Raw genomic sequence first — 24692 nt, 5'->3', positions numbered from 1 at the left:
CCCCCGCTCGAAGGGAGCTGCCCTTAGAAAGTGAGCCGCTCCGGATCGTCGATGGTGATGAGCCAGTTGCCCACATTGCGGAAGAGGGGGTTGGGCTCTGTCCCCCGTACCCGCGCCTCTACCCGGTAGATGCCGGCAGCGGAAGGATTGCGCACATTGGAGAGCACCAAGCGGATCTCCTGGCCGGCGGCAATGGGCTGACGGGCCACCACCTCCAAAGAGCGAAACTCCTCGTTCCAGTACACTTCCGCCAGCTCCACCGGCTTGCCCTCCACCTCTAGGCGCACGTTCTCCGGGTCGATGACGGCATCGAAATTTCTATCCCCGTTGATCTGCACCTCTGCCACCGCCACGTTCTGAGGCGGGATCGTCAGGCGATAGCGATCCAACCGACCGCGAATGCCGCGAAAATCCAGCCGGTAGCTGAGGACAGGTACCCCTTCGCTGCCGGTGATCACCAGGCCCGACTGCGCCGCTGCCGAAGGGGACAGCACCCCTACCAACAAGCCTGCCAAAATCAGCCTCGTCCCCAGCCGGGCCAAGCGGAGGCTCCACGAACGCTTCACTGCTCTCAACACCCAAACCTCCCAAAAGACATCAGTGTAGGCACAACTTGCCGCTGACCTAGGGAGCAGCAAGGCCATGAGATTAAATTAAATTGCTATCCATTGTAAGGGGTGGGATCCCTTCTACCGAGAGCGCTCAAGGCCCACGCGGGTGCGGAGATGCGCAGTTTTCCCCGCCCCCAGAACCTTGCAGTCGCAACCCTGATGCTCTGCAACGTCCAGGAGCCTGGGGGATGGGCGTCGAAGGATATCACTTAAAGAAACTAAGTACCCCCACCCCGATCACCATCAGCACCCAGAGCAGGGATCCCACCAAAATCACATTCTTGGCCCGGCTCCAGTCGCTGGCCGAGCTGAAGAGCACCGGCACCGCCACCACCAACAGCAAGCTGTAAAGCACCAACACCAACAAAGCAATTTGGAAAATGAGCATCATGGTCTGGATCCCTCACAAAAGTCTTGTCTTGGATAAAAGCTCCCGACAACACCGGGCTGCCCAACCTGATCCGGCTCGCTGCGCACCGGCGGCAGGGTAGATAGGATAACGCTGTAAACTACCCGGCTCCGACCGCCCCCCCTTCCAGCCCCCCAACCCCCCGTATACGGGGGGCGGGGGGATTGAGGGGGGTACGGAGCGGGCTTTTGGTAGCCCTGCAGCTGGCAAGCCAACCACGAACCCCCCTCTTGTCCCCCCGCATGCGGGGGGATGTAGGGGGGCTGGTTTACAGCGACCCCCAAAAGTGCAATCACGTTGGCACCGTTCAAATCTGCATCCCCTTCCCAACCACAAGCCGGGTTCACACAGCGAAAATGCTTCCCTTCCCGTTGCCCAATCCACAGGCACTGGTGGCAGGTCTGCGAGCTGTAGGCCGGCGAAACCACCACAACCTTCACCCCTGCCCGCATCGCCTTGTAGTGCACAAACTGCCGCAACTGGTAGAACGCCCAACTGTTTGCCCGCCGCCGCTCCGTCTTGCTGCGCGGCTGCCGGTTGACCCGCTCCCGGATCCCGGTCAGGTCTTCCAAGGCAATAAAACGGTGAGTGGCCAGTGCCCTAGCAACAATCGACTTGGAGATGCAGTGGTTCACCCAAGTTTGAAAGCGTCTCTCCCGACCAGACAGCCGTTGCAGCAGTTGCTGACACCGACGTCGTGTACTGCGTGTGCCCTTGCTGGCCTTGCGTTGGAGAACCCCTCTCAAACGGGAGTAGTGGTCTCTGACCTGGTTCAACTGCTGTCCATTCCAGTTATCTCCCTCAGAGGTGTGGGCAATATCTCTCCTACCCAAGTCCACACCAATGGCCTTGACGGCGTGCTCCGGCTCCGGCACCTCAGACTCCACGCCAATCTGGATGGAGTAGGAGCCGCCTTGGCGCTTGACCAACGTGGCTGCTTTGGGATTTGAACCCGCTAGCAGGCCGCGCTGGTAGTGACCTATATCCAGTTCAAAGCGTTCCCGTCCCTCAACGGTGGTCAGCGACACCGTCCAGTCCTTCTCACGGAACGAGAAGATGCGGGCATCGTAGGTAACAAAGCCAGACTTGAACGCCTTGACTGGACGGTTTTTCTGCTGGGCAACCTTGCGGGCACCGGCTAACCTTCTGCACACCTGTTGTGCCAGGTTGCTGGATAGTCCGAAGCGGGTACGAATCTCGCGGTAGCAGAGAGATTGGAGCTTGACGGCGTTGACTATCTTCTCTGGTGTGTTCTCATTCACGCAGTTCAGTGCCTTTGCGAAGGCATCCAGGGTCGCATCTAGCTTGGCGGCTTGCGACACAGACACCTTGAGTTTGCAGGAGATAGTCAGGACTTGGGCCATGTCACGATTATACGTCGTCCGCATTCCTCCCGACCCTGACCGGCACGGCCCCCGGCCCCCCAGTCCCCCCGTATACGGGGGGATATAGGGGGGTACAGGGCGGGGCTCCTGCGGTTTCTAGCTGACTATACCAAAACTGGGATCCCTCTTTTGGCCATATCCGTCGGGGCAGCCATGGACGAATGAACTACCCAGATACGGACTGCATTCGGAAAGGGTTGAAGTCGGTTGCCACGTCAAAGTAGTCTTCCTGTTCTTGCTGCTTCAGCCAGCCGGTGATGACATAGGTCAGGGGCGTACAGACCGCCTCAACGGCACACTTGAACACGTAGTTGGAGACAATGAGGCTCATCAGACCGGGAAACACCCCCCAGAAGGCGATGAGAATAAACAGGCCCGTATCCACCGCCTGGCCCACCAGGGTGGAGCTGATGGTGCGTGTCCACAGCCAGCGTCCCCGCGTCCACACCTTCAGGCGGGCCAGCACATAGGCATTGGCAAAGCTGCCGCTCCAGTAGGCAATTAGGCTGGCCAGTACAATGCGCGGGGTAAGGCCGAGAATCTGTTTGTAGGCTTCCTGGTAGGGCCAGTCGGGGGCTGCCGGCAGGGATCCCACGATCATCAAGGTCGCCGACATCAGGGCCGCCGAGATAAATCCCAGCCAGATCACCCGCCGCGAGCGGGCATAGCCGTAGACCTCCGTGAGGATATCGCCGAAAATGTAGCTGAGGGGAAAAAGGACGGTGCCGCCATCGAACGTAAACGGCCCCAAGAGCACGATCTTGGTGGAGGCGATGTTGGAGATCAGCAGCACAGCTACAAACAGGGCCGTCACCGCATCCAGGTGCCGATAGGCGCGCTCAAAAACCCTCTCAGACATCAGGATCCCCCCAACAGCTTGCGGATGTGCTTTAGCTCCTTGACGATCAAGGCCAAGCCCTGGCTGTGCCGTTCCACCTCGCTGGTGAGCTTACGGATCTGCTCTTCCAGGTTAGCGCTGTGGGATTCCTGACGCTCCAGGCGCTGGTTGAGATCAGAAAGCCGCGTCACCACTTCCCGCTGGATAAGGTTTTCCGTGCCTTGGATGAGCAGCGTCTCGATGGCGGTGAGCTTGTTCAAGAGCAACTGGGTGTTGGTTTCCGATCCCGGCTCTGCTGCCGCCGCAGGGGCTACTTGCAGGGCCTTTTGAATGCGAGCCAGAAGAGCCTCCGCCTCAAACGGCTTTTCAATAAAATCGAAATCGACAAAAGGCTCAGGGACGCGGGCTGTTACCTGCTCTTTCATCCCCGACATGATGATGACAGGGGTATTCTTCAGGCTCTCTTCCTGCCGGATGGCCTGCAATGTGTCATAGCCGTCCATCTTGGGCATGACAAAATCCAGCAAGATCAGGTCGGGGTGATGTTTTTTGGCAGCCTCCAGGCCCGCTAGGCCGTCTTTGGCCTCCAGCACCTGAAACTGGTCAGCCAAGATGCTGGCCACCATCTTGCGGATCATGATGCTATCGTCAATGACCAACACCGTCTTGGCTGTCATGCTCGGGCGCCCCCTTTTCCCAATCTACTCGACCTGCTCAGCCTCTTCCTCCAGCGCATGAAGCATCAGAGGCGTCCTTCCTGGGACACCAATAGAGTACTCTCCCTCTCAGGGAAGTGGAGTGTTTACAGCTCCAATTTCGCCGACTCTCCCAAGGCCCAGAACTTGCCGGTTTCGCATCGCTGCCTTGCTATAATCTAACGTAAACAAACATTAAGCATTCGCACCTTGCAGGGTTATGAGCTTACAGTTGAGCTCCGAGCTGTCGCTGCCGATCCCATCTCCAGTCGGAGAAGCTGCTTACCGCGCTTTTCAGTGGGGCAAAAATCTCTTTGGCTTTGCCCACAAGGCTCTCTCCACCCAGGCTTTGGAGCTGATGCTCTCTGTGCTCAGGGAGCTGCAAAGTTTTTCCTCTGGGAAGCCCCTACCGCCGCGGGAGCGGGTGAAGGTCAGCCCAGCTACTTTGCAAGAGTTGCGGGCTCGTTACGAACGGCTGCTACAGGTCGATTGGCAAGACGCCGAGGCAGGTTACTACCCTCACGCCCTTCTTTTCGATAACCCCTGGCTGGACTTTGCCCGCTACTACCCGCAGGTATGGCTGGATCTGCCGCAGATCACTCAGCGGGTACACAGCCGGCGCTACCAAGAGTTTTCTCCAGACATCTCCACCGAGGGCTATCCAAAATACTACCTGCAAAATTTTCATTACCAAACCAACGGTTACCTGAGCGACAGCTCGGCTGAGCTCTACGACCTGCAGGTGGAACTGCTGTTTGGTGGCGCGGCAGATGCGATGCGGCGACGGGTGATCCGCCTGCTCAAGGATGGTCTCGATCCTGCTCTATCCGACCCCCACATCCTCGACGTAGCTTGTGGCACCGGGCGCACGCTGCGCCTGCTGCGGGGATCCCTGCCCAAAGCGGCGTTGTACGGCCTGGATCTTTCCCCTGCCTATCTGCGCAAGGCCAACCGGCTGTTGCAGGAGTTGCCCGGGGAGCTGCCCCAGCTCATCCGCGCCAATGCCGAGGCCATGCCCTACGCCGACGCCACCTTTGATGCGGTTGTCAGCGTGTTTCTCTTCCACGAGCTGCCCGGCCCGGCCCGCCAAAATGTCATCAACGAGATGAGCCGGGTGGTGAAGCCGGGGGGCGCCATTGTCATCTGCGACTCGGTGCAACTGCTGGACTCGCCCGAGCTGGAGGAGACGATGGAAGCTTTTGTGCAAACCTTCCACGAACCCTACTACCGGGACTACATCCGCGACGACCTGGGGGTGCGCCTGCAGCAGGCAGGCTGTGAGGTGTTGCGCCGAGAAACCCACTACGTCAGCACTTATATCTTGGCCCGTAAGAGTTGAGCGCCCTTGCCAAAAGCTTAAGAGGGTAAGGAGATTCGCGGTCGCCTGGCCAAAGGCTGTATAGTAGTATCAGACACGAAACCTCGGATAAAAAGCTAGGTCATCAACGCCCTTAAGTGCAAGGCGTCAGAATCTTTTCTATACTTAGGCTCATGTCCCCTCCGTATGGATCCCTTCGTGCCGGCATCACTGCTCTCAAGCAGGAGCGCTACTTAGAGGCGATCAACCTCCTTGAGTCTTTCTGCTACTGCTGCTCGATTCACGAGAGCTCGCCCCGCCAGAAGGAGCGCAACGGTTCCAGGATAAACCCTGAGGAATGCGCTTTGGCGCGGGTAGCCCTGGTCATGGCCTATCAGGGCAGCGGCGACTTGGAGCGCTCGACCGCGCTCTGTCAGGAGCTTTTGGAGCAGGGGGAACCCTCCTCAACAACACCCCTCTGGGCGCAGGAATGGGCAGCTCAAGCTCTGCCCACCCTCAGGCAGGCTTCAGAGCAGTCTATGCCGCCTGAGGAGGTGATGGCGCGGCTGCCCGTCCCCCGGCAGTTGGAAGACTGTCAGACCCTGTGTAGCTCCCGCGATCCCGCCCCGCATTTACTCAAGTCTGCCAACTAATCCTGCCAGTAGGCTGAAGTTGGCAACTCTGGGTGAAGAGCCGACAGGAGAAGTTGTGTTTTCGCCAGGAGCGCGCCTCTAGGTGTTCGAGTCTCACATGTTAATCGTAGAGTATGCCTGCTGCTGAGCCCACCACCTACCACTTTATTGTTGCCAGTCTGTCTTTTTTGCGCTCTGAACCTCTGGAGGAAGTGCTGGAGGAGCGTCGCCGACACTACGAGGAGCACCATCGCTCCATCGATTTCTTTTGGGTGCCCCAGCCGGCTTTCATGGAAGCTCCAGAGCTGCGTCCCCTGCGCCACAAGTTAAAGGAGCCGCTGGGGGCAGTGGTCTCGACCAATGAGGATTTCATCCGTTGGCTGGCGGTGCGCCTCACTTTTGTGGAAAAGGGCAGCTTCGTGGCCCCCAGCGAGTCGATCCCGGATCCCTTGCGCTCCCTGTCCTTGGCAGAGGGTTGATGAGATCCTGCCGGCGCGACCGATGGGAGGTGTCGCCCCCTCCTCGAGACGGGCGCGCAAGTTTGATTGCGGGATGGGCCAAGATTAAGATCAGGGCACCTCTCTCCGTCCAGCAGCAGTGGCGGCACGAGCCGGCATGAAAAGCACCTGTCAGGGCCAAGGCGGGGGAGGGAGAAAGGTTACACGGGGCACTATGACTTTGGAGCGACGAGGGGACTGGCCGGAAGGGGAGGCGGAGGTCTGCCAGCGGACTCCTCATCTTCGGGATCTTCCTCCCACATTTCCTTCAACTGAGGTGCTAAAGTCGGAGGCCCCCCCACTTGAGCCGCCGGCAAGTCCTCCCTCCGGCTCGCTGGCGTGTTCGTCCGGGAATCCCTTGCCGGAGCCGCTCCCTGAGGATCCCAAAGACGACGGCCCAACCGAGAAGCTGAAGCAGGAGGATGCTGCTCTGGCCGGGCCAGGCCTGAGAAATTTCCTGGCCGTGCTGCGCCGACGCAATTTCCTGCTGCTGTGGATAGGGCAGGTGTTTTCCCAGTTGGCCGACAAGGTGTTGTTGGTGCTGCTGATTGGGTTGATCTCGAGGCAGTTTCAGCCGGAAGGGGCCTCCATCAGCGGCTGGGTGGCGGCGATCATGCTGGCTTTTACGCTGCCGGCGGTGTTGTTGGGCAGCCTGGCGGGGGTATTTGTGGATCGCTGGCCCAAGAAGGGGGTGCTGGTGCTCTCCAACGTGGTGCGCGGGATCCTGGTGCTGCTGTTGCCGCCGCTGCTCTGGCTGACGGCGGGGCGCAACCTTTGGCCAGGGATCCCTTTGGGCTTTGGCGGGCTGCTGTTGATTAGCTTTGCCGTGTCTGTTTTGACCCAGTTTTTTGCCCCTGCCGAACAGGCCACTCTGCCCCTGATCCTGCCCAGGCGGGAGCTGTTAGCGGCCAACTCCCTCTACACCACGACGATGATGGCTTCGCTGATCGCCGGCTTTGCCATCGGCGAGCCGCTGCTAACGCTGGCGGATCGTTGGGGGCGTGCGTGGTTGCCCGGCTGGGAGGTGGGGCCAGAGCTGTTGGTGGGGGGAGCCTACCTGTCGGCGGGAGCCCTGCTGCTGCTGTTGCAACCCCACGAGAAGCTGGAGCCCAGACCTTGGGAGGCTCCCCATCTCTGGGAAGATCTCAAGCTGGGCCTGGAATACATCGGGCAAATGCCCTTGATCCGCGCGGCCCTGCTGCAAATGGTGGTGCTCTACTCGCTGTTTGCGGCGCTGGCGGTCTTGGCGGTGCGCATGGCCGAGGTGACGGCGGAGCTGGAGGCAGATCAGTTTGGGGTGTTGCTGGCGGCTGCCGGCCTGGGCATGGCCATTGGGGCCTTTTGGGTGGGGCATACGGGCCGGCAGGTGAGCCGTCGCGCCTGGAGTGGGCTGGGATCCCTGTTGCTGTGTCTGTCCTTGGCGGCCTTGTCCTGGACGGAGGGGAAGCTGTTTCCCAGCTTGGCTTGGATTGCCCTGCTGGGCTGTGGAGGGGCGTTGGTGGCGGTGCCCATGCAAACCCTGCTCCAGGAGGAGACCCCCGAACATCTGCGCGGCAAGGTTTTTGGACTGCAGAACAATGCGGTCAACATTGCTCTCAGTTTGCCGCTGGTTTTGGCGGGGGTGGCGGAAACCTATTTCGGCCTTGCCTGGACGTTTCTCGGCCTGGCGGCCCTGACCGGGTCGGCGGGGCTGTACCTCTGGGGTCTGCTGGGCAGAGAGGGGCACAGATAAGTTTTTCTGCTGGATAGCTGCGACGTAGGGCTGGGTATCTGTCAATGCCTTGTCGGTCTGGGTTTCTCCCCTGAGAGGGGAGGAGCGGGCCGAGGTGGGATGCGAGTCTGCTACCCTTATAGAGGCTTTGGAATCGCACATCCCCTTGTAGATCAGCGTTCTGGCGCCGTAGGGATCCGCCCATGCACATCGCCTGGATAGGCAAGAAGGCACCTTTCTGTGGCAACGTCACCTATGGCCGTGAGGTGACCAACGGCCTCTTGGAGCGGGGACATCAGGTGAGCTTTTTCCATTTCACCAACGAAAGCCCCTCCCCCAGCCTGGAGGCGCCTGCTGTAGAGGGATCCCGTCCGGGGAGCCGTTGGCGTGCTGAGCTGGCGGGGCGGGATGTCTCCCTGCCCTGTCTGTACAAGTCGCAGATTTATACGATCCCAGCTCCCAACGCCAGGCGGCTGCTCACCCAGGCGCTGCGGGAGTTGCAGCCGGATCTGGTGCATGCCTCGCTGACGATTTCTCCCATCGACTTTGTCTTGCCGGAGATCTGTGCGGAGCTCAACCAGCCGCTGGTGGCCACCTTCCACCCGGCCTTCGACCGGCGGCGGCGCAACATTGCCTCCCGCACCCAATACCTGGCCTACCAGCTCTATGCTCCTTGTTTGGCCCACTACGACCGCACCATCGTCTTCTCGGAAACACAGCGGCAGATCTTGGTCAGGCTAGGGGTGAGCCGCGAGCAGGTGGTGGTCATTCCCAACGGCGTCGACGTGGATAAGTATTCGCCGGGGCCCTCCACCCTTAAGCAACGGTTGGGGCTGGAGCGGATCTTCGTTTACCAAGGGCGGATCTCGCCGGAAAAAAATGTGGAGGCCTTGCTCAAAGCCTGGAAGCAAGCTCAAATGGGCGAGAAGTGCGGCCTGCTCATTGTGGGGGATGGGCCGCTGCTCAATACCCTCAAGCCCTTCTACACCCGCCAGCACGGGATCCACTGGCTGGGCTACGTTGCCGACGAGCAGCAGCGCATCGAGATCCTGCGCGGATCCGACGTGTTTATCCTGCCCTCTTTAATCGAGGGGCTCTCTTTGTCGTTGCTGGAGGCGATGGCCTGTGGGGTGGCGGCGGTGGCCACCGACGTCGGGGCCGACGGCGAGGTTTTGGCCGATGGAGCCGGGATCCTGTTGGATCCGGCTCGGGTGACGGTGGAGCTGCAAACGCTGCTGCCCCTGCTGCGGGATCAACGGGAATTTACGCAACTGCTGGGGATGAAAGCCCGCCAGCGGGTGCTGGAGCGCTACACCCTCAGCCACAACCTCAGCCGGTTGGAGCAGCTCTACCAGGAGCTGTGCCGGGGATCCCGTCAGCGCCGCCGCGCGTAAGGAAGACTATTGGGATTGGGCTGAAACTTTTGCGACAAAGCTTTTGATATTTTTGCTAAACTGCATCGTTATGTTTCCAAGGGATTGCCTCTAAGTTCCCGATGGATGAGTACGGCCCGCAAAAAGCCTTTCCGGCGCAGCCCCCTGCCGGGCTGTCGGGTTCGTCCTGGACGGAGTCTTTGCTTGCCCAAGGCGCGGACAGAAACTCCTTTCCCGCCAACGTTCCGGCTGCGTCGCTGCCGCCCACCGACGAGCAGGGCGATCTGCGCTCGGCCCAAGCTGGCCCAGATGGGGATCCCGCCGGTGCGCCCAAGGCGGCCTCGGAGGAGAGAAAGCTGACGGAAGTGAAACCGGCCATCTTGCCCGCCCCGCCGAAGCCGGAGCCGGTGGCAGAGCTGGGGACAGACCAGCAGCCGATGCTGTATTTGCTGGGGGGATTGGCCTTTGCCCTGCGCTCCTTCAACAACCTGAACCAGATCCTAGAGCTCACGGCTTTTGTGGCCAGCCAACTCACCGCTGCCGACGGCGGCGCGCTGGTGTTGTTCAACCCCAACGGCACCATCCAGCTAGATCAACTGCATTGTTCGGACCTCGACCGCCGCGAGCAGATTCGCGCCGAGATGGAGCAGATCGCCCAAGCTCTGTCTGCGCAGGAGCCCATTTTAAAAACCGAGGGATCCCTGTCTGTGAAGATCCCAGCCCTGGAACATCTCTTGGACGAGCGCCTGCGCCAGAGTCTGGGGCCAGATGTCCGCCTGTTCGGGACGCCGCTGTTGATTCGCAGCTCCGTCCAGGGGCGCCTGTACGTCTTCAGCCGTCAGCCCGGCTACCAGTGGAATGAACGTCGCCAACAACTGCTGCGGTTGGTGGCTGACCAAGCGGGCGTGGCCATCGAGAACGAGCGCTTGACGGCGGCCTTGCGCCGCAAAATGGCCCTGGAAAAAGAAATGGAGATCGGCTCCTACATCCAGACCCAACTGTTGCCCCGCCAGTACCCCCAGGTTCCGGGCATTCGGCTGGCAGCCCGCTGCCGTGTGGCCAGCAAGGTGGGGGGCGATTACTACGATTTCATTAAGATCCCCAGCGAGCGACCGGAAAACTCTAGGGCCGCCGCCGATGAGCCGGTTGGATCCCTGGCCCCTTCCCCTGAGCCATCCGAAGACTTTCGCCTGGCCATCGTAATTGGGGACGTGATGGGCAAAGGTGTCCCTGCCGGCATGTTGATGAGCATGACCCGCGCCATGGTACGGGCAGAAGCCCTCAACCGCCACTCGCCGGCCCGCGTTCTCCAACATCTCAACCGGGCCATGTACAGCGATCTGGAGAACTCCAATCGCTTTATCAGCCTGTTCTACTCAGAGTACGATCCCCGCTCCCGTCGCCTCTGTTTCAGCAACGCCGCCCACAACCCCACCCTCTGGTGGCGGGCCCGCAGCCGCGACATCCAGCCCCTCGACACAGAGGGAGCGCTGATCGGCTTGGAGGAACACAGCCAATACTCGGAAAGCTGCGTGCACCTGCAGCCGGGAGATGTTGTAGTTTATTATACCGATGGCTATGTCGAGGCCGCCAATACCCGCGGGGAGCGGCTGGAGACTTCAGGTCTGATGGAGGCCATCCAGCGGGCTGCCAGTCGCTACGAGTCGCCCGAGGAGATCCTGGAGAACCTTTTTGAGCAGATGGACGCCTTCCGGGGCCGCCAGGGATCCCACCCTGTTGTCCCAGGGCCGCCAGTGGATGCAGGGCTCTTGTTTCAGGATGAGATTTCCCTGCGGCCTGAGCCGGTGGACGATACGACGCTGGTGGTGTTGAAAGTACTGCCCGATTCTGAGCCAACCTAGCTACGAAGGTTCAAACTAAGGGTACCCTCTAGCTAGGGAGGCCACTTAGGTGGCGGCCCGCTTTCCCAGTTGACCTTTGCCTGAGGTACATGCATGCACTCCACTGCTTCTGGCTCTGAGCCCTCCTTAGTTTACTTGCCGGCCTCGCCGGCCTTGCAGACGGAAGCGATCGTCGCCCAGGTGTTCCGGCAGGACGTGCTGGGCGATATCCGCAAGGGCTGGAACAACTTCGTGGAATCGGGCCAAATTTGGGCCCTTTTGATAGGGATCGTGGCAGGCTACATGCTCAAGAGCATCACCAGCTCTCACTAAAGGCGGTGGCGCCCGGATTCCCTGGCCCCAAGGTGGCGGCGTTTTGGCTGTCGTTGCCTTGCTTGCTCTTTTCCGCCTCAACTGCAGCCAAGTCTTTCTGTGGTGGTCATCTCTCTCCCCGTTCCAAGCCCATGGCTAAGCCGACGGCACCTTCCACCCCGCGCCCCTGGAGCGGACGCTTTGCGGGATCCCTCCACCCTAGGATTGCCCGCTTCAACGCCAGCATTGGCTTCGACATTCGCCTTTTGCCCTACGATGTGGCCGGATCCCTGGCCCATGTGCAGATGCTGGGGGCCTGCGGCATCTTGAGCCGCGAAGAGGCAGAGCAAATTCGGCAGGGGCTGGAGCAGATCGAGAAGGAAGTTGCCGAGGGCATCTTCCAGCCTGACCCTGAGGCGGAAGATGTCCACTACGCCGTCGAGCGCCGTCTGGTGGCCTTGGTGGGGGAAGTGGGCAAAAAACTGCACACGGGGCGCTCCCGCAACGACCAAGTGGCCACCGACCTGCGCCTCTACCTGCGGGATGAAATCGACACCATCCGGCAGGCTCTCTGGGAGCTGCGGGGGGTTTTGTTGGACTTGGCCAGCCAGCATGTGGAGACAATCCTGCCCGGCTACACCCACCTGCAGCGGGCCCAGCCCATCAGCTTGGCCCACCACCTTTTGGCCTATGAAGAAATGCTCTGGCGGGACTGGCAACGGTTGGGACGGGTGCGGGAAGAGGTCAACGTCTGTCCCCTGGGCTCCGGGGCCTTGGCCGGCACTTCCTTGCCCATCGACCGGCAACTGGTTGCTCATCTGCTGGGCTTTGAGCGCATCAGTGCCAACAGCCTAGACGCCGTCAGCGACCGGGACTACCTGGTGGAGTTCCACGCTGCCGCCAGCCTGATCTTGGTGCATCTCAGCCGTCTCTCGGAAGAGCTCATCCTCTGGGCCACCCAGGAGTTTGGCTTTGTCGCCCTCACCGATGCCTGTGCCACGGGCTCCAGCCTCATGCCCCAGAAGAAGAATCCCGATGTGCTGGAATTGGTGCGGGGCAAGACAGGGCGGGTGTTCGGCCATCTCCAAGCTCTGCTGGTCACCTTGAAGGGGCTACCCCTGGCCTACAACAAAGATTTGCAAGAGGACAAAGAGGGGCTCTTCGATACCGTCGATACTGTGAAGGCTTGCTTGGAGGCGATGACCATCCTGCTGCGGGAAGGGATCCAATTCCAAACCCAACGCATGGAGGCCGCGGTGCAGGAAGACTTCTCCAACGCCACCGACGTGGCCGACTATCTGGTGCGAAAAGGGATCCCCTTTCGCGCCGCCCACGATCTGGTGGGTCAGATCGTGCGTACCTGTGTGGCAGAGGGAATTCTGCTCAAAGATCTGCCCCTGGAGCGGTGGAAAAGCTTTCATCGAGCCTTTGAGGAGGATATCTTTGCGGCCATCGATCCCCGCCAGGTGGTGGCCGCGCGGCTCAGCGCTGGAGGCACTGGCTTTGCGGTGGTGCGGGAAGCCTTGCAACGGGCCCAGGCCCGCTACCAACAGACAGAGCCGGCAGAAGAACCCCCGCTGCCCCCCTCCTCACCTGGCTCTGGGCTGCCCTTGGAGAGCTGAGCAGCGGCCCTGCCTCCATTCCCGCTTGCCCCCTCTGTCCGCGACCCCAGAGCGACCTCCCAGCCATTGGCCTTGAGAAAGCGGAGGAAGGATGCGATCCCAAGCCATCTCCCCACCCCCCTCTGCCCTGGGAGAAGTGGTGGAGGCCAACACCACCACCCTTGTGGCCCAGTGCCTAGAGCCAGAACGCCTGAGCTTCCCGCCCCTGCCCGCCCTCGGCAGTTGGATCCGCTCGCAAGACGAGGAGACCGGCAACTGGATCTATGGAGTGGTCTGCTATGCCGCCATCACTCCCATCGACACCGTTCACCGTCCCAGGGCCTTGGGCCTCTCCCCCCGGGAACTGCGGGAGCAGCAACCCCAGATTTTCGCCATGTTGCGCAGCGATTTCCGCGCTGCCATTGTCGGCTTCGTTGGCGGGGGGCGGGTTTATCAGTATCTGCCGCCGCGCCCGCCCCAGATCCACCAGCCAGTTTACCCCTGCTCTGAAAGCGAGGTAAGGGAGTTTTGCCGCTCTTTTGAGTTTTTGCGCACCCTGCTGCGTGTCAACGGGATCCCCAGCGACGAGTTGGTGGCCGCTGTCATCCGTCAGACTTACCGGATCTTGAACCGGGATCGCCACTGGTTGGTGCAAGCAGGGCGGCAGTTGAGCTCGCTGTTGCGGGACGACTACGAATACCTTAGCGCAATTTTACGAAAGATTGAAGCCTAAGCGAAGAAGTATTGAGAATAGTCCTGAATCCCGCCGAAATTTCATCTGAGAGTGATAGCCTGAGGCGAAATCCTTGTGAATCATCCCTTTTGTACCCCATTGCTTGCGTCAAAATGTTTAACAAATTTAATCCCTCTGACAAACCCTCCAAAGGCAACTGGGCAGGTCGCACTTTTTCTGCTGCTGTGGGCGCTTCGCTGGCAGCGGCTGTTTGCATGGCTCATGGCCAGCCGCCCTTTATATCGCTGCTAGTGGCCAGTTGTGCAACGGTGTTTACCCTCGTTTGTGATGAGATGGGCTGGATATAGGCTCGGGGTCAGCTTTGGGCTCTCAGCCCCTCTGAGGCAACCATCGAACGACATGCAAGATACCCACGGATCAAACGCCGCTAAGAGTCTCTCCGCCCCTGCGCAATTTGTTTCGGCGAGCCATAGCCCTCGGCAAGCTATTGGAGGGCAGTAGAAGAGGGCGGATACGGATTCCTGTCTCTCCAGGCTTTTGGCTGGATCTAGAGGCCCTGGTAACTGTCCCCGGCCCGGCAGCCTCTGGGCCCACTTGGGCGAGGTGGGCAGGGAGCGAGCAGCGCTGTTTGGTTTTGATGTTTTTTGCCGGATCCCTGCCCAGGGCTGGCTTCGGCGAAGCAAAAGGTAGAGCAATCGGGGGTTAAGATCGGGGGGAGCGCCCTCTGCTGGTTTCTCTTTGCCTATAGTTGGCCCCGGAAACATCCCCATCTACAGAGGCTGTGCTGCCGTAACTTGAGAACCAGGCAGGCGGGAGCCTCCGATCCCAGTCAGGGCCTTTCCAAAACCCGATTTGACGGCCGATCTGTCTGGAGCGGGGCCAGAGTTGCTCGCTTCCCCCAGGCGCCGATGCCCTTGAGCCTATGACCTCCCTTCCTCTGGTTTCTGTGATCTTGGGCACGCGGCCCGAAGCCATTAAGCTGGCTCCGGTAATCCAGGCCCTGCGGGCCAGTCCCCACCTGCGCACCGAGGTGATCCTGACAGGGCAACACCGGGAGATGGTGGATCAGGTGATGCGGCTCTTCGGCCTACGGGCGGATCGGGATCTGGAGATCATGCGTCCCCGCCAAAGCCTGACCGACATCACCGAAGCCACCCTGCGGGGTCTAGAACCCTACTTGCAGGCGCAGCGGCCCCAACTGGTTTTGGTGCAGGGCGATACCACCACCGCCTTTGCCGCTGCCCTGGCTGCTTTTTACCAACGCATTCCAGTAGGCCATGTGGAAGCCGGCCTGCGCACCGACGATCTCTACCACCCTTTTCCCGAAGAGGCCAATCGCCGTCTCATTTCTCAGTTGGCCAGCCTGCACTTTGCTCCCACGCCGCAAGCGGTGGATAACCTGAAGCAAAGCCGCGTGATCGGCTCTATCTATTGCACGGGCAACACCGTCATCGATGCCCTGCTACAGGTAGCTGCGCTTGGGATCCCCTGCCCCATCCCTGGCTTGGACTGGGGGCGCTATCGGGTTTTGTTGGTTACTGTGCACCGGCGGGAAAACTGGGGGGATCCCTTAATAGCCATCGGCCAGGCTCTGCTGCAGATTTTGGCGGAGTTCCCCGACACGGCCCTCCTCTTGCCTCTCCACCCCAACCCCGCGGTGCGAGAGCCCCTGCAGGCCCTGTTGGGATCCCGGGAGCGAGTTTTTCTTACCGAGCCCTTGGACTATCCCTGCTGGGTCAGCGCCATGCAGCGCTGCACTCTCATCCTCAGCGATTCCGGCGGCATTCAAGAAGAGGCGCCAGCTTTGGGCAAACCGGTGCTGGTGCTGCGGCAGACCACCGAGCGCCCTGAGGCGATTGCTGCCGGCACCGCCCGCCTGGTGGGCGCCCATCCCGAAAAGATCCTGGAGGCGGCCCGAGAATTGCTCACGGATCCCCAGGCCTACGCCCGCATGGCCCAGGCTCAAAACCCCTTCGGCGACGGCACCGCTGCCAGGCAAATTTGCCACATCATCGAGAGGCAGTTTAACTCGCCCAGCTCACCAGAATAAGGCCCGCAGAGACTCAGACTGGGGTGAGAAAACCGTTGCCTGCTCCTCCCTTTCTTCGGCTGCCCCGAAAAAAACTAGGATCGACTGCTGGTACACCGGCAAAGCCGTCATCCGCACCGCCAAGATCCTGCCCGGCTACCCGGCCGTGCTCTGCCGGAGCGCCACCTGCGTATGTGTTTATAGCCTTGGGACAGGAGCCATTCATCATGGTCATGGCTCCCCCCAAAACCCTCCCCGACCTAGACAAAGTGCAAGCCCTGCGCTTCCCCCCTGGGCACGGGCTGCTGCTGCACCGCGGCACCTGGCACGCTTTCCCCCTCGCCTGCGAGCGCCCCGTTGTGGTGCTGACTGCCAACTCCGACGAAGTGGTAGAGGCCCTGGCCAGCAGGACGACGGCGCAGGATCAGGGGGATCCCTGTGCCAGCGGCTGAACGCCGAGATCCATTTGCAGCCGCTCTAAGCCCATGGCGCGGATCCCCGACGGCACCCCCCCACCGGCTCTTTCGGCGCAGAAGCCTTCGGCTTTAGCCGTGGGGTAGTTTGCAGAATACCCAAACCTCAGCATTAAAAATCGGCAAAAATTGGCGGTTGGTCTGCCAGGCTCGAATTGGGAGGGGTGAGTATTCTCGAATACTCCGAAAAGAAAACGCAAAGTTAGCTTTTAGGCAAGCGCAAGCTCAGCTCCGACCGAAGCGCGCTGGGGGCAACAGTTCGTCCTAATTTGGGCTCTATCTACTAGGTGTTCGGGAATACGTACCCTTCGATAGGAACCTCGCTTGTACAAAAGAGGAAGCTTAACTGCGAGAGAAGATTCATAGGCAAAGTACGAAACATGAAAGCGCCCAGATTATCCGGATGAGGCTCTTTTTGGGGGCCGCATCCGCCTAGCTAGAAGATCCGCAAACGTCTTCACCGTTGGCATCTGAAGAGAGTTGCCTTATATTAAATCAGCTAGCATGTTCGATATTTGCCAGAATTAAGCTATCTTGAGGGCTGACATGCCATCTAACCATTGGTCAGACTTCCATCCTCCCAGTCCTGGGCAAGGCTTGGAGCAAACTCAGTCAACGCCTTCCCATTGGAGTGAGCGCTACACGGGGGAGGACTCTCAGGTCGAGTATGAAAGAAACGGAGCCCAGACCAAGGCAGCGGCTCATCCAGAGGAGAACATGCTGAGCAATGCCGCGAAAATTAAGGTGGTGGGCGTGGGGGGTGGAGGTGGCAACGCGGTCAGTCGGATGGCGGCCAGCAACCTCAAGGGTGTTGAGTTTTGGAGTATCAACACGGATGCTCAGGCCCTTGCGCAGTGCTCGACATCAACGGTGAACCGCCTGCAAATCGGGCAAAAGTTAACCCGCGGGCTGGGGGCAGGCGGCAACCCGGCCATTGGTCAGAAAGCCGCCGAAGAGTCCAGCGAAGAAATTGCAGCGGCTCTCAAAGGGGCAGATTTGGTCTTTATTGCCGCCGGCATGGGAGGGGGCACGGGCACCGGTGGAGCCCCTATCGTCGCCCAGATTGCCAAGGCCAGCGGTGCCCTGACGGTGGGGGTGGTGACGCGGCCTTTTTCCTTTGAGGGCAAGCGGCGCACCAAGCAGGCCGAAGAAGGGATCCAAGCGCTGCAGGAGGCGGTCGATACCCTGATCGTGATCCCCAACGACAAGCTGCTCTCGGTGATCTCTGAGCAAACTCCTGTGCACGAGGCTTTTCGCGTCGCGGACGATGTCTTGCGTCAGGGGGTGCAGGGCATTTCGGATATCATCCTCATCCCCGGCATGATCAACGTGGATTTTGCCGACGTGCGCAGCGTGATGGCCGATGCCGGCACTGCCTTGATGGGCATTGGCATGGGATCCGGCAAGTCCCGCGCCCGCGAAGCTGCCATTACCGCCGTCTCCTCTCCCCTTTTGGAAACTTCCATCGAAGGGGCCAAGGGCGTGCTCTTCAACATCACCGGCGGGCTGGATCTGTCGTTGCACGAGGTCACGGTAGCCGCTGAGATTATCGCTGAGGCAGTGGATCCAGAAGCCAACATCATCTTCGGCACCGTCCAGGACGAGCGCATGCAAGGGGAGGTGCGCATCACCGTCATCGCCACCGGTTTTGACGGATCGCGGTCGGCTGCCGCTTCTGGATCCAAAGCCTCGGTCGCCAACAAGGGGGGGGTGGGGACGCGTAGGACCACTGCCTCTGGCTCTGAGCCACCGCCTCGACAGCCCCCTGAGCCTGAGCCCCCTGCATCCGGGGGCTTGGACATTCCCGAGTTTTTGCGCCGCCGCCGTCCTCCTTCGTAGGTTAGAGTGAGGGAATGCGGCTATCCTGGTGCCGGTTGCTGGGAGTGGGGAGTGCTTTGGGGTTAAGCCATGAACATTGTTATCTTGGCAGGGGGTCGTTCGGCAGAACGTCAGGTTTCTTTGGTAACGGGCAAAGCCTGTAAGCGGGCGCTGGAGGATCTGGGGCATCGGGCGAAGTTGATCGACCCCGAGGAGGATCTGCCGCTGCGCCTTTGGCAGGAACGGCAGGCAGGCTGCGACTTCGTCTGGATTGCCCTGCATGGCCCCGGCGGTGAGGATGGGGTGGTGCAGGGGATGCTGGAGTGGCTGGGCTTGCCCTATCAGGGATCCGGGCCGTTGGCCAGCGCTCTGGCCATGGACAAGCTGGTCTCCAAGCAGATCTTTCGGGCCGAAGGGATTCCCACTCCTGAGTGGCTGGTCTGGGATGAAGCGCAGCCGCTCTCCTGGGCCGAGTGTGTGGCGCGTTTGGGATCCCCGCTGGTGGTGAAGCCCAGCAACAGCGGCTCGACGGTGGGGATTAGCCTTGCGCGGGATGAGGTGTCGTTGGCTCAGGGGCTGGCGTTGGCCAGCTCGGTCTCCTCGCGGGTCTTCCTGGAGCGCTACATTCCCGGCAAGGAGATCACCCTCTCCATTCTCTCCGGCCAGGTTCTCCCGGCCATTGAGATCATCCCTGCCCAGGGAGATTTTTACGATTACGAAGCCAAGTACGCCCCCGGCGGCTCACGGCATTTGATCCCCTGTTCCCTCAGCGCGGCAGGGCTGGCCCGCTGCGAGGCGGCAGGGCTAAGGGCCTATCGGGTGTTGGGATGTGAAGGTCTGGCGCGGGTGGATCTGCGGGTGGATGCCGACGAGAACCCTTGGGTGCTGGAGGTGAACACCCTGCCCGGGATGACCCCCACTTCGCTTTGCCCAGAGGCGGCGGCAGCTCTGGGCTGGACGTTTACGGAGCTGGTGGAGCGGATGCTGCAGGATGCCCTGCAGAGGGCGGCATTGACTCGCTCGGCCCCGTCTGGATCCCGGCCTTCGCCACAGCCGGCCTGATCCCCAGCCAGACTGCTTTCTAGAGAAAGAAAAGAAGCAAAACCGCCACCGCCATCCCGACCATCAGCACTGCTCCTGCCGGCCACAGCCAGGCAATAGGGGATCCGCCTTTGCCAGCAGCTTTTTGGCCGGGACCCTTTTCTTTGGGCTCAGGCTGGGGGCCGGCGGAATCGGGAGCAACCAGCGTTAGATCCTGCAGCAGCCGGTTGCCTTGCTTTTCCAGCACGAGCGTGGTCTCCTCAGCGCTCAAGAGAGGATCCCGCAGCGGCTGGGTTTGCTGCCACTCGTATTCGGAATGTCCTGACGCTCGCCCATAGACCGTCACCTGCTCCAGGCCGGATAGGCCCAACGCCTCCAGCGCGGCTCGCACCTGTTGGGTGAGATGGGGATAGTCGAGCTGGGTTTGCGGGGAGCGGTTGAGGAGAACGTGCAGGTGAGCCTGGCGACGCTTGACGGCGATCTTGACAGGGACGGCCAAGCGAGCCTGCAACGCCTGGGCAATCTCAGCTTCCGTCATTGAGTTTTATTCCAGTGAAGGCAAGTTAATTCTAATACAGCCATGGGACAGGCGCTGGAAGTGGCGGCAGCGGCTTCGGGGTAGAATGTATCCGCATCGGCAAGGAAGGCCCCTGAGGAGGTCGTGTAGCTGGAAGTTCTATGCAAGAAAAAGCCATTGTCCGCAATTACTTCAACACCGTCGGTTTCGAGCGCTGGCGGCGCATCTACGGCAACGAGGAAGTCAATTTTGTCCAGAAAGATATTCGACTGGGCCATGCCCGCACAGTCGAGACGGTGTTGCAATGGCTGGGGGATCCCTCCGGTCTGCGCATTTGCGATGCCGGCTGCGGAGTGGGCAGCCTTAGCTTGCCTTTGGCCGCCCGAGGGGCGCAGGTGTTTGCCAGCGACATTTCCGAGCAAATGGTCAACGAAGCGCGTCGCCGCCAACAGATGGAGCTGGGATCCACAGACAACCCCCAGTTTCAGGTTTTGGATTTGGAGGAACTGACGGGGGAGTACGATGTCGTCGTCTGCCTGGATGTGATGATCCACTATCCCGAAGCCGACGCCCTGCGCATGCTCAACCACCTAACTTGCCTGGCCCGCTCTCGCCTGATCTTCAGTTTTGCTCCCAAAACCCCCTGGCTGACGCTGCTGAAGAAAGTAGGGGAGTTCTTCCCTGGCCCCAGCAAAACCACCCGCGCCTATCAACACCGCGAGGCGACGTTGGTGGGCCACCTGGCCGAGTGGGGCTGGAAAGTGCAACAACGCCGAACCATTCGAAGCCGCTTCTACTTTGCCTGGCTGCTTGACCTGGTTCGCTGAAGCCGTCGCTCCTAGCTTGCTCTGGGGCCGAGCTGCCTGGGCTCGACCAGGTCAGTCGAAGTTACCCAGTTTTTCTAGCAAATCCGGATCTGCCAGCTTTTGCAGGGCAAGTCGCGCATCATCCTGGACTCCCCAGTCAGGGTCGCCGCTGGCGCTGGCCAGCAACTGCTTGGTGAGCATTTGATAGAGAGCTGTATAGGGCGTCGCCGGCTTCAGATGTTGCCCTAGGATCCCTAGGCTCCAGGCGCAGTTGCCGCGGACTGCCGCCACCGGATCGTGGGCCAAGCCCCGACAGAGGGCTGCCGCCACCTCTTGCAAGGCCGGGCCGGGCAACACCTGAGCTTGGGCCAATTGTCCGAGGGCGCTGGCCGCCCACAGTCGCACGGCTGTGATATCTCCGGCCAATACTTCCAGCAACACCGGATAGGCCCGCGGATCCTTGGCATTGCCCAGGGCCCACACCAACCCTTTGCGCACATAGCCATTCCAATCCCGGCGCAAGCTGTCGATCAGCAGCTCCACCTCACAGGGATCCGAATTTCGACCTAGGGCATAGGCCGCCCCTACCCGCACCAATGGGCAGGGATCCCTGAGCAGAGCCAACAGGGACGGCACGGCACGGGGCTCTTCGATCTCACAGAAGGCGCGGGCCGCCTGCATCCGCAAACGGGGATCCGGATCCTGCAACTGCTGCAGCATCCGCTCCACATCTACCTCCGGCGGCGAGTGAGGTGGCAGCTCGTCTAGGGGAGAAAAGGCATCTTGGTACATGAAGGGGCGCGGGCAGATTGGTGCCGTTGGCGGGGAGGGCAGGAGCACGAAAATCTCTTCTCCCCAGGCAAAAGGCCAGAATGAAGGCGGAAAAAGCAGCCAAGCAAGCAAATCCTGGCTGCAGCCCATCATAAGCCGCCGAGGTCCCTAGTTTGCAGTTGAATCTGGAGATCCGGGAACCTGCAGCAAGTCCGCTCCTTCCAGCACCCGCGCCGAGCGGATCACATCCCCCACCTGCAGGCGCTCCACCCACTCCATGCCACTGGTGACATAGCCGAACACCGCATAGCGCCCATCCAGGATCGGCAGAGCAGAGAGGGCGATGTAAAACTGGGAAGAGGCCGAATCCAGCGGGCTAGAACGGGCCATGGCCACCGCGCCCAAGCGATGGGGCAAGGCCAGCTTGCTCAGGGCGATGGGATCCTCAATCAAGGTGTTGTAGCGGGGGTGAGGCTCCCCACGCACCTGAATCTCCAAAGGGATGGTGCGCAGGCGGTTGCTGCCCGGCTCGGTAGCGCCACCGGTGCCATCTCCCCGCGGATCCCCTCCTTGCACCACAAAAGGTTGGGGATCTTTCTCCACTCGATGGAAGGTGAGACCGTTGTAAAAGCCCCGCTGCACCAAATCCACAAACTGGCCAGCCGTGAGGGGCGCCTCCTCCCCGTGAATCTCCAAGATCACCTTGCCCGCTCCCTCAGCAGTTTGCACCTCTAGCTCCACCAGCGCTTTGCCCTGCAGTTGCGGGCGATGGGCGTAGGCCGGTGGGATCCCCGATGGAGAGCCAGAGGAGGGGAGCGCACGGCGACAAGCGAACAGACCAAGACAGAGGTACCCCAAAGCCAAGCCCAACCCCACTCTGCAGCGGCTCATTCGCCCCAGCTTGGTAAATTGCATCTGCCCCTTCTCCCTTTTTCGATTTGATCCAACTTTCCACAGGGATCCCTCTCCAGATGTCAAGAGAGATATCTAGAGCCGTTGCGACAACCCCAATTGCAAGGTGACGCTTTGAGCGCCATTGCTTACCCTCACCCCGTAGGGGCTGATGGAGGTGACCCGCCACTCTGCTTTCACCGCCTGGCCAACCGGCACCTGTCGCACCACGTTGTCGATCAGAATCAGAGCCTTGGGATCGCCCGGATCGTGGATCAACCCCACCAGCTTCATCTGCGGCGGCGGTTGAGGCGGGATCCGCACCGGCGCAGACCTGAGGGAGGGAGGAGAAGCGCTGGTTGCCGCTGCAGGGGTAGGAGCGGTGGCCGCTGGCGGCCTTACGGGGGTTGTTTTCGCCTCTGGCTCGGCTAAGGTGATCCTAGGTGGCTCCTGAGACGAAACTTCCTCAGAGGGATCTCGAGGAGTTTTACCTCCCGCCTCTGGGGGCCGAGATGGTTCCTGTTCCTGGGCCAGCCGGAAATCCGAGTTGGGAGAATCGGAGGCCTCAGTCACAGGATCCCTCAGCCAAGGAGAATTGGCCTGAGAAAAGACTCCCGCCCGGCGGCGCAGGGTCGTCCAGAAGGCTAGCCCTGCTACCAGAGTGGCCGCCAAGGCCAAACCCAGTAGGATCCCTGAGGCCATAGAAGAGCGCCGCAAAGGCAGCGGCGGGCGCGTGCCCCAATAGGGGTACTCTTCCACCAGCCCTTCTTCAAGGCTGTGCTCCAAATCCTCAAGCAGCTCATCCAGCAGGGAATCTGCTTGACTCTTGTAACGCAATACAGCCCAAGGAGAACGACGGCTCCTGTCTGCCGAAGCATCAAACCCGGACATAGAACCTCCCTTGGCGGCGAGACCCCTAGCCGACAGCAGCCGTCTCCTCACTCCAGCGCTCTCACAGGAGCCGCATTTCCGGGTACTCGGTCAACAGCGCCTCTGCCGACAGGGTGTCTCCTTCCAACTGCGGCGTCCACAGCACTTCGATCGCCACAATTCGCTCCGCCGGAATGGAGGCCAACTGCAGCAGGCACTGCCGCAGATCCGCCGCAGATTTAACTACAGGTAGTGTACCTAAGTTGCCGCGATACGCAACTAGTAGAGTAACGACCAGATACTCGCCGACATCCGGGATCCCGGCAGCAGCGCGTTTAAGGACCGCTTGGGGAACCTGTTGGATTTGGTTGTTGCGGTTGCTGAGGGTTTCGGCGCTAAACTTGCTGCGCTCTTGCAAAGAGGCTTGGTAGAACAGAGACTCGGCGCGGGAGAGAGGCAGCTTCTCTGCTTGGGCATGGCCATAGGCCCAGTAGTCGCTGTAGCGCATCAAGCCGAGGGTGACCTCTTGCAGGAGTTGGCTCAGCCCTTCCGGCGATTGGGTATCCGCTTCCAGAGCCAGGGCGTTCATGTCTTTTTGCAGTTGCCGGGCGCTGGCCAGCAGGCCCACTTTCACCTGAGCCAGGGTTACTGGCGGGTCAGCAACCCCCTCGTCGCCATCTTCGGAAACAGCCGAGCGCAGGCTGCGCACCAGAAAGCTACCTGCCCCGATGAGCAGCAGCAGTGTCAGCAGGCCGCCACCACCACCCCAGAAAAAGGGCACCACCAGGGGAAAGCCGAACCCCCCTCCATAGCTGGGGTACACCGGAGCCGAGCGGGGGCCAACGGAGCGGGGGGCAGAGAAGGTCGGAGAGCGGAAAGAGCCACCGCCAATGCGACCACCACTGCGCGCCCAGACGGCACTGACGGGGGCCAAGGCCAAGATCAAAGCCAGGGCAATGGCCAGCAGGGGCCGGCAGCTTCGACTGATTCGTTTCAGCATGTTCACGTGTCCATCACGGGGCTAGTCTTCCTCAATTGTATGCTCTTTCCTTAGACAGCAGAGGGCAGGGATCCGAACCTTTTAGCGGGCTATTTGAGCCATTGCTTGTGAATCCCCACCGATTTACTCCTCAGCATCCAACTCAGGATTACTTCAATCTGGCCCATCGAGACTATCGACGGAGGCGACCGCAGTCTTGACACTCCCACCGCCTGAAGGCGGGGGATTCTTACGCAGTCCACAAAAGAACCCGTAACGGCGTTGTCAAAGCGCCTCTAGACAGTTCCTTCACGCAAAGCCCCAAGGTTCTGCTGACTTTCTTAAGCAGGTTGGCGGCAGCATTTGCCTCAGCGTTGACCAACCACCCCTTTGCCGTTTGGTACAGGCCCCGCTTGACACGCTTTCCAGAGGGTCTCCACCCGTCGGGTTTTTCACCATAATTAGGTAGCCCATCTCCATCTAGGAAGCTTGCCTGCGAGCTGTACGCCTCCTCTACCTCGATAAACTCAATGCCATAATGCTGACATACAGCCTGTTAAGGGCTCAAGGGGTACAATAGCAGCACTTAGCAAACCAACTT

Annotated in this window: 25 protein-coding genes; 14 read left to right on the top strand and 11 right to left on the bottom strand. The window is 60.7% G+C overall.

All coding sequences use genetic code 11. The features are described from left to right. Positions 1–23: 23 nt before the first annotated feature. The 5 genes from GG26_RS09380 to GG26_RS09360 all read right to left on the bottom strand — a co-directional run bounded on the left by GG26_RS09380 (position 24) and on the right by GG26_RS09360 (position 3920). Entirely contained in the window at positions 24–566 is a 543-nt protein-coding gene (locus GG26_RS09380; protein WP_414390185.1) for a DUF2808 domain-containing protein, read from the bottom strand. 250 nt (positions 567–816) lie between these two features. Next, a complete protein-coding gene (gene psbZ / locus GG26_RS09375; RefSeq protein WP_011429012.1) occupies positions 817–1002 on the bottom strand; it encodes a photosystem II reaction center protein PsbZ in 186 nt (61 codons plus the stop codon). Continuing rightward, positions 999–2384: an RNA-guided endonuclease InsQ/TnpB family protein gene (locus GG26_RS09370; RefSeq protein ID WP_414390182.1), complete on the bottom strand. Its 1386-nt coding sequence runs from the start codon at positions 2382–2384 to the stop codon at positions 999–1001. Before GG26_RS09370 ends, psbZ begins: the two co-directional genes overlap by 4 nt. A 187-nt stretch (positions 2385–2571) precedes the next feature. After that, positions 2572–3264, bottom strand: a complete 693-nt coding sequence (locus GG26_RS09365) for a queuosine precursor transporter (protein WP_011429014.1) — start codon at positions 3262–3264, stop codon at positions 2572–2574. Beyond that, positions 3264–3920 carry a response regulator gene (locus GG26_RS09360; protein WP_011429015.1) on the bottom strand — a complete coding sequence of 219 codons (657 nt, stop codon included), beginning with the start codon at positions 3918–3920 and terminating at the stop codon, positions 3264–3266. Before GG26_RS09360 ends, GG26_RS09365 begins: the two co-directional genes overlap by 1 nt. 238 nt (positions 3921–4158) lie before the next feature. Here GG26_RS09360 and GG26_RS09355 point away from each other — a divergent pair, with 238 nt between their 5' ends. The 11 genes from GG26_RS09355 (at position 4159) to GG26_RS09305 (ending at position 16377) form a co-directional block, all read left to right on the top strand. Beyond that, a complete protein-coding gene (locus tag GG26_RS09355; RefSeq protein ID WP_011429016.1) occupies positions 4159–5277 on the top strand; it encodes a class I SAM-dependent methyltransferase in 1119 nt (372 codons plus the stop codon). Positions 5278–5429: 152 nt separating this feature from the next. Further along, the gene (locus tag GG26_RS09350; protein WP_049749696.1) at positions 5430–5888 is read left to right on the top strand and encodes a hypothetical protein; all 459 of its coding nucleotides are present in this window, start codon (positions 5430–5432) and stop codon (positions 5886–5888) included. Between the two features lie 113 nt (positions 5889–6001). After that, positions 6002–6346, top strand: coding sequence for an MgPME-cyclase complex family protein (locus tag GG26_RS09345; RefSeq protein WP_011429018.1), 345 nt, complete (start codon positions 6002–6004; stop codon positions 6344–6346). 193 nt (positions 6347–6539) lie between these two features. Beyond that, positions 6540–8096 (top strand): MFS transporter, encoded by a 1557-nt coding sequence (locus GG26_RS09340; RefSeq protein WP_099812612.1) that lies wholly within the window; start codon positions 6540–6542, stop codon positions 8094–8096. A gap of 182 nt (positions 8097–8278) precedes the next feature. Beyond that, on the top strand, positions 8279–9469 hold the full coding sequence (locus tag GG26_RS09335) for a glycosyltransferase family 4 protein (protein ID WP_011429021.1): 1191 nt from the start codon (positions 8279–8281) through the stop codon (positions 9467–9469). A 101-nt stretch (positions 9470–9570) separates the two neighbouring features. Then, positions 9571–11310: a PP2C family protein-serine/threonine phosphatase gene (locus GG26_RS09330; protein ID WP_228375389.1), complete on the top strand. Its 1740-nt coding sequence runs from the start codon at positions 9571–9573 to the stop codon at positions 11308–11310. A 93-nt stretch (positions 11311–11403) separates the two neighbouring features. Further along, positions 11404–11622, top strand: coding sequence for a hypothetical protein (locus GG26_RS09325; protein ID WP_099812611.1), 219 nt, complete (start codon positions 11404–11406; stop codon positions 11620–11622). 131 nt (positions 11623–11753) lie between these two features. Then, positions 11754–13223 (top strand): argininosuccinate lyase, encoded by a 1470-nt coding sequence (argH, locus tag GG26_RS09320; RefSeq protein ID WP_011429025.1) that lies wholly within the window; start codon positions 11754–11756, stop codon positions 13221–13223. Positions 13224–13314: 91 nt separating this feature from the next. Then, the gene (locus tag GG26_RS09315; protein WP_011429026.1) at positions 13315–13935 is read left to right on the top strand and encodes a hypothetical protein; all 621 of its coding nucleotides are present in this window, start codon (positions 13315–13317) and stop codon (positions 13933–13935) included. Positions 13936–14818: 883 nt separating this feature from the next. Next, positions 14819–15946, top strand: a complete 1128-nt coding sequence (wecB, locus tag GG26_RS09310; RefSeq protein WP_011429028.1) for a non-hydrolyzing UDP-N-acetylglucosamine 2-epimerase — start codon at positions 14819–14821, stop codon at positions 15944–15946. 206 nt (positions 15947–16152) lie between these two features. Further along, on the top strand, positions 16153–16377 hold the full coding sequence (locus GG26_RS09305) for an ureidoglycolate lyase (RefSeq protein WP_206336818.1): 225 nt from the start codon (positions 16153–16155) through the stop codon (positions 16375–16377). On the opposite strand, the gene GG26_RS09300 is transcribed toward GG26_RS09305, so the two are convergent. Beyond that, the gene (locus GG26_RS09300; RefSeq protein WP_168173323.1) at positions 16350–16511 is read right to left on the bottom strand and encodes a hypothetical protein; all 162 of its coding nucleotides are present in this window, start codon (positions 16509–16511) and stop codon (positions 16350–16352) included. The genes GG26_RS09305 and GG26_RS09300 overlap by 28 nt on opposite strands. A gap of 604 nt (positions 16512–17115) precedes the next feature. On the opposite strand from GG26_RS09300, the gene ftsZ reads away from it, so the two are divergent. Together ftsZ and GG26_RS09290 are read left to right on the top strand one after the other, a co-directional pair. After that, positions 17116–18237: a cell division protein FtsZ gene (ftsZ, locus tag GG26_RS09295; protein WP_011429031.1), complete on the top strand. Its 1122-nt coding sequence runs from the start codon at positions 17116–17118 to the stop codon at positions 18235–18237. A 69-nt stretch (positions 18238–18306) separates the two neighbouring features. Next, positions 18307–19278, top strand: coding sequence for a D-alanine--D-alanine ligase (locus tag GG26_RS09290; protein WP_011429032.1), 972 nt, complete (start codon positions 18307–18309; stop codon positions 19276–19278). 19 nt (positions 19279–19297) lie between these two features. Here GG26_RS09290 and GG26_RS09285 read toward each other — a convergent pair whose 3' ends face one another. Next, on the bottom strand, positions 19298–19795 hold the full coding sequence (locus GG26_RS09285; protein ID WP_041438022.1) for a hypothetical protein: 498 nt from the start codon (positions 19793–19795) through the stop codon (positions 19298–19300). Between the two features lie 140 nt (positions 19796–19935). On the opposite strand from GG26_RS09285, the gene bchM reads away from it, so the two are divergent. After that, positions 19936–20601 (top strand): magnesium protoporphyrin IX methyltransferase, encoded by a 666-nt coding sequence (bchM, locus tag GG26_RS09280; protein WP_011429034.1) that lies wholly within the window; start codon positions 19936–19938, stop codon positions 20599–20601. Between the two features lie 51 nt (positions 20602–20652). Here the strand turns inward: bchM and GG26_RS09275 are convergent, their stop codons facing one another. The 4 genes from GG26_RS09275 to GG26_RS09260 all read right to left on the bottom strand — a co-directional run bounded on the left by GG26_RS09275 (position 20653) and on the right by GG26_RS09260 (position 24112). After that, entirely contained in the window at positions 20653–21420 is a 768-nt protein-coding gene (locus GG26_RS09275) for a HEAT repeat domain-containing protein (protein WP_240527300.1), read from the bottom strand. 99 nt (positions 21421–21519) lie between these two features. Continuing rightward, complete coding sequence (locus GG26_RS09270) at positions 21520–22266, bottom strand: peptidylprolyl isomerase (protein ID WP_011429036.1); 747 nt, start codon at positions 22264–22266, stop codon at positions 21520–21522. A 72-nt stretch (positions 22267–22338) separates the two neighbouring features. Next, positions 22339–23133 (bottom strand): hypothetical protein, encoded by a 795-nt coding sequence (locus tag GG26_RS09265; RefSeq protein WP_011429037.1) that lies wholly within the window; start codon positions 23131–23133, stop codon positions 22339–22341. Between the two features lie 61 nt (positions 23134–23194). Continuing rightward, the gene (locus GG26_RS09260) at positions 23195–24112 is read right to left on the bottom strand and encodes a DUF1517 domain-containing protein (protein WP_041438024.1); all 918 of its coding nucleotides are present in this window, start codon (positions 24110–24112) and stop codon (positions 23195–23197) included. Positions 24113–24692 lie beyond the last annotated feature (580 nt).

Origin of the sequence: Synechococcus sp. 'PEA 65AY6A-5F PE A' (assembly GCF_047462575.1) — a bacterium.
Classification (GTDB): Bacteria; Cyanobacteriota; Cyanobacteriia; order Thermostichales; family Thermostichaceae; genus Thermostichus.
Note: the sequence above shows the minus strand (reverse complement) of the source record. Positions and strands in the feature narration are given on the sequence as shown.